Consider the following 8,814-nt stretch of genomic DNA (forward strand, 5'->3'; position numbering starts at 1 on the left):
TTGCATGTATTAGGCACGCCGCCAGCGTTCATCCTGAGCCAGGATCAAACTCTCCAATAAAGTTAGTTTGTCTAGCATCTAAAATAAAAATTGACGTTTCACGTTGTTTGTTTCGTTCAGTTTTCAAAGAACTACTTGGTCGCTCATTTGCGACTTCCTTATGTTAACATCTTCGTTAGTTAATGTCAACTAAGTTTTTTTATTTCATTTGTCGCTTGCGACGTTATTGTCATCGGCGACTTGTTCTATATTACACCCCTGTAGATCAATCGTCAATACCTTTTATCTTTTTTATTTTATAAATCATAAAAGCTTTGCCCTCTCTTAATTTCTAACACATCCTTAGAACTTCTTAAACTTATGTATTCAAATTAACAATCTGCAGCCTACACTCTCTAACTTAATACTAATACTTTTCTAAAGAATGAATGTGAGACCAAGTAAATATATATTAAGGATAGTATTTTTTCTTTTAGTACGTTCTCCCTCCTGCTCATCTCTAGGGGGATTATAAATAAAACACTTCTCTTCTTTACCTTTAAAAAAGGGAAAGAAATCTAATACCCTTAGGAGGCGTTATGAAATGCATGTTAATAAAAAGATAATTTATGTATCCCATGATGCCCATTTCCACGGAGCACAGCTACTTTCTTTACATACTATTAAGGCTCTTAAAGAAAACTTTGATTACTCTGTTGCAATTATTTCTATTGGATCCGGTATTTTAATTCCCGATTTTCAAAAGTACGGTCCTGTTTATTGTCTCGAGCAAGGTTATCAAACAGAAGAAAAGGTCGAATTATTAATAAAGGATTTATTATCACAGAATTTTACCCTCGCCATATGTAGCACCGTCATAAGTGGCGATATCGTCGCATTACTAGCTAGACAAAATATAAAAGTTGTTTCATTAATACATGAATTACCGCATTTAATACAACAGTACTCTGCTGAAGGGAAAGCTAAAAACATCGCTGAATTTGCTTACAAAGTTGTCTTCCCTTCACAATACGTATATGAAAAATTTCGTACAATCACTGAATTGGATCCTCAAAAATGTCACATTCTCCCTCAAGGTTTGTTTAACCACAATCCTTATAAGAACAATATTGCAAAAGCTAGAAATGAGTTACGTAAGAAGCTTAACCTGCCTCTAGATAGCAAAATCATCTTGGGTGTAGGCTTCGCAGATTATCGGAAAGGGATAGATTTATTCTCACTTATCTCTTACTCAGTAAGAAAGACTCACAAGGATATTCATTTCATTTGGGTAGGGAGAACAGACGTTCAATTCCTGAATACACTGCCCCCTAAATATAAAGCACATTTCACATTAGTCGATCCTACTCCCGATATCGGATTATATAACGCTGGGGCTGACTTATACTTATTAACTTCAAGGGAAGATCCTTTTCCAAATGTTGTTTTAGAAGCATTAGATGCAAAACTTCCTGTTATAGGGTTTAAAAATGCTGGAGGTTTTGAAGATGTTGTTACAGAAAAAACTGGTGCCTTAGTAGACTTTTTAAATTTACCCAAAATGCTAGAAAAAATATATGAATTTATTCATGATGAGGGATTACGATTACAAAAGGGAAGCTTTGGCCAAGAACTTATCGAAAAAAACTTCAATTTTCTTAATTACATTTATCAATTACTAGATCTTCTCGAACATAATTACAAAAAGATAAGTGTAATCATACCGAACTATAATTATGAAAAATACTTACCTGATCGAATCGAATCAATATTAAACCAAACCTACCCTCTTTACGAACTAATTTTCTTAGACGATGCCTCCACTGATCATAGCGTATCAACTTTTAAAAAGCTGCTTTCAAAAGAAAATAAGACCCACCTGAAGGTTCAACAGATTATTAATGATAAAAACTCTGGTTCTGTATTTAAACAATGGATAAAAGGAGTCTCTGCAGCAACTGGTGATTATATTTGGATCGCAGAGGCCGATGACTTATGCGATAAGACATTTTTACAAGAGGTGATACAGGGGTTTTATATAAATAACAATATTACCTTAAGTTACACACAATCAAAACAAATAGATGAACAAGGAAATGTATTGGCTAATCATTATTTAAATTACACAAATGATATCGATAAAGAAAAATGGAAAGCCCCCTATTTTCGAAAAGGCGTCGAAGAAATACAAGATACGTTACTTATCAAAAACACTATACCTAATGTTTCAAGTGTAGTTTTTAAAAATATAGATATGAAGAAAACGGAAAAACAGTTAGAGAAGTTCAAAATAGCTGGCGACTGGTTCTTCTATGTTTCTCTTCTTACAGAGGGAGATATTTACTTCAATCCAGCCCCCTTAAACTATCATAGACGACATTTAAATAGCGTAACGAGAACAGAAGATTCATACTCCCATTACAATGAAGTTGTGCAAATGCAAAATTTCATTAAAGAAAAATTTACTATCGACGACATTTCTAAAATGAAAATGTATACATATAGAAAGTATCTTAAAACATACTTAAAAATTTAAACGTGTGCTTTCTATGCCATCAATATCTCTTGTAAGGCGCTACTATTATTTAAGGGGGAATACTCTTTGAAAGACTTTATAGAGGAACATAAAGATTTAATTTCTCAAATCGCACACAGCTATAATGTAAATGCAAGTATCCATCCTGAGGATCATATCTTTCAGTTCATTGTCACTAATCCCGTCTTCCCATCAAAAAAAGAAGCGATAGATTATTACTTTAAAGATGGGCAAAACTCAGCACAAATACTCTTAAACTTAATTACTTCCCTTTATCCTCCTACAGTCAATCCAATTAAATTGTTAGAATTTGCATCCGGATACGGCTGCGTAACACGTCATTTATTAAATCTACAAGCGAATTTGAGTATAACCGCTTGCGATATACACGAAGAGGCTATTTCCTTTATTGAAAACAAATTAAATAATTCTTCTATATTATCTCATCCTGAGCCTGAACAGTTAAAATTGGACTCCTCTACGTACGATATCGTTTTTTGTCTATCCTTTTTCTCTCATATGCCTGATACAACTTGGTTTCGTTGGCTGCAAACATTGTATAACGCTGTTTCACCTGGTGGTTTATTCATTTTCACAACCCATGGCTATCAAAGCAAAAAATACTTCGGGTTTCCAAATTTAAATGAAAAGGGCTATTGGTTTCTCTCTTCTAGTGAACAATTCGATTTAGATGTGAATCAATACGGACAAACGATAGTTAGTCCCTCTTACGTGTGTGACAAAATTAAATTATTACCCCATAACCCAATTATCAAAAAGTATACTGAAGGATTTTGGTGGGAACATCAAGACCTTTGGGTTATAGAAAAAGAAGTAAATTAATAACCCACGCTCTGCTTATATACAAGTAGAGTGTGGGTTATTATTTTTTACTATATAAGAACTCTTCAATCCATAGCTTATTTAATCTAATCCCATGTTTAAAATCTATTTTAGGTTCCCAATTCAATTCTTGTTTTACCTTATCAATATTTAAAATGATTTTTTGAACGTTCTCTTGTTTTTGTTTGTAACAGATAAAATCCACCTTTCTTTCTGTTATTTTCTCTAATTCCACTATAATTCGTTTTAAAGAAAGACCTTTGCCACTCCCTATGTTGTATACACAAGATTTCAATTGATTTAATTGTGCTAGTTGTATAGTAATTTCAACTAAATCATCGATATAAATATAATCTCTAATAATTTCCTCCGGATTCCCATATATATGAATCCTTTCATTACTGAGATGCTGGTACAAAAAACAATTTATCGCCCCTACTTTTTTTAAGGGGTTTTGGTATTTTCCATACGGATTAGAATATCTACATACAACATAATCTATTCCATATTTTCTCTTATAAAAATACAAATAATTCTCCAGCGAAACTTTTGTTATTCCATACGGGGAAAGTGGTCTTAATGGATGTTTCTCATCAATAGGCAAATATTCAGGTTCACCATAAACTGTGCCTCCCGAAGAAGCCAATATAATTTTTTTAATACGAAAATCTTTAACACTTTCCATGAAATTAAGAAAAAATAGACTGCTATTAATATCACCGAAAACATCTTCAATTGAAGTTGCTACGTTAGACGTCGCAGCTAAATAAATAATAATATCTATATTCACTAAAGCCTTATATATATCCTCAACATTTTCTAAATCACCTTTAATAAATTCAACTTCACTTACAATATTTTGAGGAAAATTATTTATATGTCTGGAAAATACTTTTACATTTTGCCCCTGTTTCAATAAACCCAATGCGAGGTTGATACCAATGAAACTATTTCCACCTACTATTAAATAATTATTCTTCCTCATAATATCATCTCTCTAATAATAAATTTTTCCTATTGTCAAACTTAAAAATATACACAAATAAACTGGATCATTTTGATTATTCATCCTCTTATCATTGTATGTTTGTTATAAAATTTCATTATCTTTATTTTCTATTTTCATTTTAGAATAGCTTCCTTATTCAGGTTGACTGCAAAAACACTCATAATATTTACTCATCCCCATGAATATATTTAATAAACAATCCTCACTTGTTTACCCCATAAAAAAGCTTCTACATACACAAAGTTCTCAAAAAAGGAGCGCTAAACTCATGAAAAATATAAATCAAGAACTTTTAAATCATGTAATCCTACATAAAGATCGAATTCCGCATTACCATAAAGACTTTCCCCTTATACTATTTTGGAGTCATAGAAGCGGATGCACCTCATTAGCTAATTGGTTCTTTTTTCAAATTGGATTATTTACTGAAGCAAAGAAATACAATGACTTTATTCATTACTATGAGTTCTGGGTGTATAAAAACAGTACAAATTACATTCAACAATTACAAAATAGTCTTCTAGAGGCTAAAAAAAATGTTTGTAAACTTGTACGAAATCCTTATACAAGAGCTGTCAGCTCATTTTTATTACTTGCTGACAATCCATATGCTAGCCCACAATGGGAAAGCATCCGTCATTATTTTTATAATGATAAATATAGTAATCAAGGAATATCATTTAAACAATTTTTATATTACGTTCAGGCATTCGATTCCAATTCCCTAGCATTAGATATACATTTTAGTCAACAATACGTCCCTGGTGAAGAAAATTTCATTCAATGCTATATCCCTTTAGAAGATTTTAATACACAAATTACCAAGATGGAACACATGTACGATTTGATGAAATCCCCTTTAGCACTTTTTACAAATTCAGATCATCATCGTGCTCACAAGATGATTTATGCAGGAAGCTATGCAGAACTTAGCATTACAGATCCAGGCTTTCCCCGATTTCCAACATACGAAAGCTTTTATGATAAAGAAACTATGGATTTAGTTACAGAAATATACGCACAGGATTTTGAAATGTACCCATACACGAAAGGGATATTTTAAGTCTATACATTTTTCCACGAATAAAAGCTGATACATCGCATAGCATAAAGTGAAACTTTAATTCGAGTGGGAGTTCTCTCCAACTAATTATTCCCTTCTCCTAATCGTAATTTTAAGAGATACCTAACTTTCACCCATTTCCTTTAATTTCGCCGATTGTTGACGTGTATCATACTTTCCATACATAGATTGCATTTATTAACATAGGAGGGATATCGTGTGGAAATCAATTTGAAACACAATAATGGGTACTGCGTTATTTGCGAAAAGAAAGCTACATTTATAGAGCATAATGATTGGCTTAGAGATCATTATTTATGTTCTACATGTAACTCTATACCAAGGCAGCGAGCTTTAATCCATGCTTTACATACATTTTTTCCAAAATGGGATTCCTATAATATTCACGAATCCTCTCCTGGAGGAATTACGACTCAGCTACTATTAAAAAACTGTAAAAACTATACTTATTCTCAATACTTTAGAAATTATCCTCTTGGCCAATACTTTCAAGGTATTAGATGTGAGAACTTAGAAGACATGACTTTTGAAAATGAATCTTTTGATTTATTCATTACTCAAGACGTTTTTGAGCATGTAATGACGCCAAACAAAGCCTTTAAAGAAATAGAACGAGTATTAAAACCTGGCGGTGCTCATGTATTTACTGTCCCTTGGTATCATACACTCACAAAAACTGTGCAAAGAGCAAGAATGAATAAAGAGGTGATTGAATATATTGAAGAGCCCATTTATCATGGAAACCCTATTGATGAGAATGGATCTTTAGTAACGTTCGATTGGGGGCAGGATATGATTGAATATATTTATACACATGCAAACATGTATACAATTGTTTTTTTACAAAAGGATAGATCACTAGGGTTAGATGCTGAATTTTTACATGTTTTCATTAGTAAAAAGCAAGAAAATAAAGTTTAATCACTATATAATTCGGAGGTTTAACAAATGAATAACTTTAAGTTAGGAAGTGATTTTGATCATCTTGTTAATTCACTATCTGATGCCGAACTTCTAAATTTATTTATACAAAGTTGTTCACAAACAACGATAAATGGGGTTCCCGTACCTATGTTTCCTCCTGAAGAAATTCAAAAACAATTTGTAGGTGCTTCCTATGAACATGCTCTTTACGAAGCATATTTGTTTTATAGCCATATAAAAGAATACGCCCAAAATTTAGGAGTTCCCTTGAATAAAGAAAGTAAAGTTTTAGACTTCGGATGCGGATGGGGAAGAATTATACGCTTCTTATTTAAAGATGCCTCTGATCAAAATTTACTTGGCATTGATGTCGATCCTGCGATGATCACACTTTGTAATGAAACACTAGGAAGAGGGATATATAAAACAGCAAGCCCACATCCCCCTGTAGATTTTATTAGCGACAATTCATTAGATATCATATTCGCTTATTCTGTATTCTCACATTTATCCGAAGCAACTGCCGAAAATTGGGTAAAAGAATTTTCAAGAGTTCTTCGCCCTGGTGGAATCTTCATCGCAACAACACAAGCGCGCTATTTTCTTGATTTTTGTCAACAATTCCAAGAACATCCTGAATTAATTCAAACAGGATGGCATAAAACTTTATCTCAAGCTTTTCCAGATATACATCGCGCCATCTCGGATTATGAAAACGGCAAATTTGTTCATAGCCCTACTGGTGCAGGGGATGCTAGAAATAGTAGTTTTTACGGAGAAACCGTTATACCTAGGACTTATATTGAAAATCATTATGAGAAATATTTAAAGCTACAAGACTTTTTTGATGATGTAAATCGATTACCACAGGCCCTCTTTGTCCTTCAAAAAATTTAATTCCTTTCATTCAACGTAATAAATTTCATGACGAAAAGTACTTTCTATTTCAGATATATATCAAATTACCTAATACTCTCTTATTAAGTAAGCTTAAAAAATCCAATACATACCATAAAAAAAACAGTAAACAGATAACATATCTCTTATTTTAAAATTGCTTCACCAAATCAAGAATAACTTCCCAACACTTGAACTACGAAAAACACGAGGGGGATATAACTTGAAAATAATCGCTTTTTACTTACCACAATTCCATCAAATTAAAGAAAATGATCGATGGTGGGGGAAAGGATTTACTGAATGGACAAATACTAAAAGTGCACGACCTTTATTTTCAGGACATTATCAACCTAGGGAACCTTATCAAGATTTTTATTACGACTTAACTACCCCCTCCGTAAGAAAGTGGCAAGCAAAAATCGCTAAAGCATACGGTATATATGGTTTTTGTTATTATCATTACTGGTTTAAAGGAAAAAGACTATTAGAAACACCCTTTAATGAGGTACTAAAGATGAAAGAACCTGACTTCCCTTTTTGTCTTTCTTGGGCAAATGAACCATGGACAAAATCTTGGGATGGTCTCGATAAACATATATTAATGCCTCAAGACTACGGAGATATATCTGATTGGAAGGAACACTTTGATTATTTATTACAGGCTTTCCAAGATGAGAGATATATTTATATAGATGATAAACCTCTATTCATTATTTATCGTCCAGGACATATTCCTGATTGTGAAAAAATGCTTAATTACTGGAATGCATTAGCGCGAGAAAATGGTTTAAAAGGTATATACTTTGCTGAAACATTAAACAGTTTTCCACTACCTAATATAAATGGATTCGATGCTAGCATTCAGTTTGAACCTTTCTATACAATTGCCCATGATAGCTCTTCAGACATAAATAAGGTAATATATGATTCTGATATGCAATTAAACGTTTGGGACTACGATAAAGTATGGATGTATATATTACAACGATCGCTCCCAAAGAAAAAAACATTTCCTGGTGCTTTTGTTGATTGGGATAATACTGCACGACGTAAAAACGCGAATAGCAGCATCTTTGTAGGTTCTACCCCTGAAAAGTTCACCATATATTTAAGCAAGCAAATTCATCGGACTTACTCTTTTTATAACAGCGAGTTTTTATTTATTAACGCATGGAACGAGTGGGCGGAAGGAACTTACTTAGAGCCAGATAAAAAATATGGATTTTCTTATTTAGAAGGGGTTAAAAATGCAATTGATAGAGGTATGAAAGCATACAAAAAAGACGAGTCATTCTGACTCGTCTTAAAGTTGCTTGGCGACGTCCTACTCTCACAGGGACAAGGTCCCAACTACCATCGGCGCTAGAGAGCTTAACTTCCGTGTTCGGTATGGGAACGGGTGTGACCTCTCTGCCATCATCACCAAACTATGAAGGCATATTCCTTCAAAACTAGATAACATTTGCTACATATTATATGGTTAAGTCCTCGATCTATTAGTATTCGTCAGCTCCACATGTCACCATGCTTCCACCTCGA

General features: G+C 33.0%; 7 protein-coding genes and 2 rRNA genes. 6 read left to right on the forward strand and 3 right to left on the reverse strand.

Annotated elements, in window-relative coordinates:
* Positions 1-60: ribosomal RNA gene (locus ES895_RS28850) — 16S ribosomal RNA — on the reverse strand; the annotation flags it as partial.
* Between the two features lie 523 nt (positions 61-583).
* Here ES895_RS28850 and ES895_RS28855 point away from each other — a divergent pair.
* Both ES895_RS28855 and ES895_RS28860 read left to right on the forward strand, forming a co-directional pair.
* A complete protein-coding gene (locus ES895_RS28855) occupies positions 584-2,515 on the forward strand; it encodes a glycosyltransferase (RefSeq protein ID WP_000558376.1) in 1,932 nt (643 codons plus the stop codon).
* 66 nt (positions 2,516-2,581) lie between these two features.
* Entirely contained in the window at positions 2,582-3,358 is a 777-nt protein-coding gene (locus ES895_RS28860; protein ID WP_000651241.1) for a class I SAM-dependent methyltransferase, read from the forward strand.
* A 40-nt stretch (positions 3,359-3,398) separates the two neighbouring features.
* Here the strand turns inward: ES895_RS28860 and ES895_RS28865 are convergent, their stop codons facing one another.
* Positions 3,399-4,343, reverse strand: coding sequence for an NAD-dependent epimerase/dehydratase family protein (locus tag ES895_RS28865; protein ID WP_001230832.1), 945 nt, complete (start codon positions 4,341-4,343; stop codon positions 3,399-3,401).
* 292 nt (positions 4,344-4,635) lie between these two features.
* Here ES895_RS28865 and ES895_RS28870 point away from each other — a divergent pair, with 292 nt between their 5' ends.
* From ES895_RS28870 to ES895_RS28885, 4 genes are all read left to right on the forward strand, one after another.
* Entirely contained in the window at positions 4,636-5,430 is a 795-nt protein-coding gene (locus tag ES895_RS28870) for a sulfotransferase family 2 domain-containing protein (protein ID WP_000790055.1), read from the forward strand.
* A 219-nt stretch (positions 5,431-5,649) separates the two neighbouring features.
* The gene (locus ES895_RS28875; protein ID WP_000405117.1) at positions 5,650-6,372 is read left to right on the forward strand and encodes a class I SAM-dependent methyltransferase; all 723 of its coding nucleotides are present in this window, start codon (positions 5,650-5,652) and stop codon (positions 6,370-6,372) included.
* 27 nt (positions 6,373-6,399) lie between these two features.
* Positions 6,400-7,272 (forward strand): class I SAM-dependent methyltransferase, encoded by an 873-nt coding sequence (locus tag ES895_RS28880; RefSeq protein WP_001058693.1) that lies wholly within the window; start codon positions 6,400-6,402, stop codon positions 7,270-7,272.
* Positions 7,273-7,495: 223 nt separating this feature from the next.
* On the forward strand, positions 7,496-8,572 hold the full coding sequence (locus ES895_RS28885; RefSeq protein ID WP_000690999.1) for a glycosyltransferase WbsX family protein: 1,077 nt from the start codon (positions 7,496-7,498) through the stop codon (positions 8,570-8,572).
* A gap of 14 nt (positions 8,573-8,586) precedes the next feature.
* Here ES895_RS28885 and rrf read toward each other — a convergent pair.
* Positions 8,587-8,702: ribosomal RNA gene (gene rrf, locus ES895_RS28890) — 5S ribosomal RNA — on the reverse strand.
* Positions 8,703-8,814 lie beyond the last annotated feature (112 nt).

Source organism: Bacillus sp. 007/AIA-02/001, assembly GCF_004634455.1.
Lineage (GTDB): Bacteria > Bacillota > Bacilli > Bacillales > Bacillaceae_G > Bacillus_A > Bacillus_A cereus.

Excerpts from the sequence above, each read along its gene's own strand:
- ES895_RS28865 (WP_001230832.1), bottom strand. The coding sequence starts at position 4,343 with ATGAGGAAGAATAATTATTTAATAGTAGGTGGAAATAGTTTCATTGGT.
- ES895_RS28870 (WP_000790055.1), top strand. The coding sequence starts at position 4,636 with ATGAAAAATATAAATCAAGAACTTTTAAATCATGTAATCCTACATAAA.
- ES895_RS28880 (WP_001058693.1), top strand. The coding sequence starts at position 6,400 with ATGAATAACTTTAAGTTAGGAAGTGATTTTGATCATCTTGTTAATTCA.
- ES895_RS28855 (WP_000558376.1), top strand. The coding sequence starts at position 584 with ATGCATGTTAATAAAAAGATAATTTATGTATCCCATGATGCCCATTTC.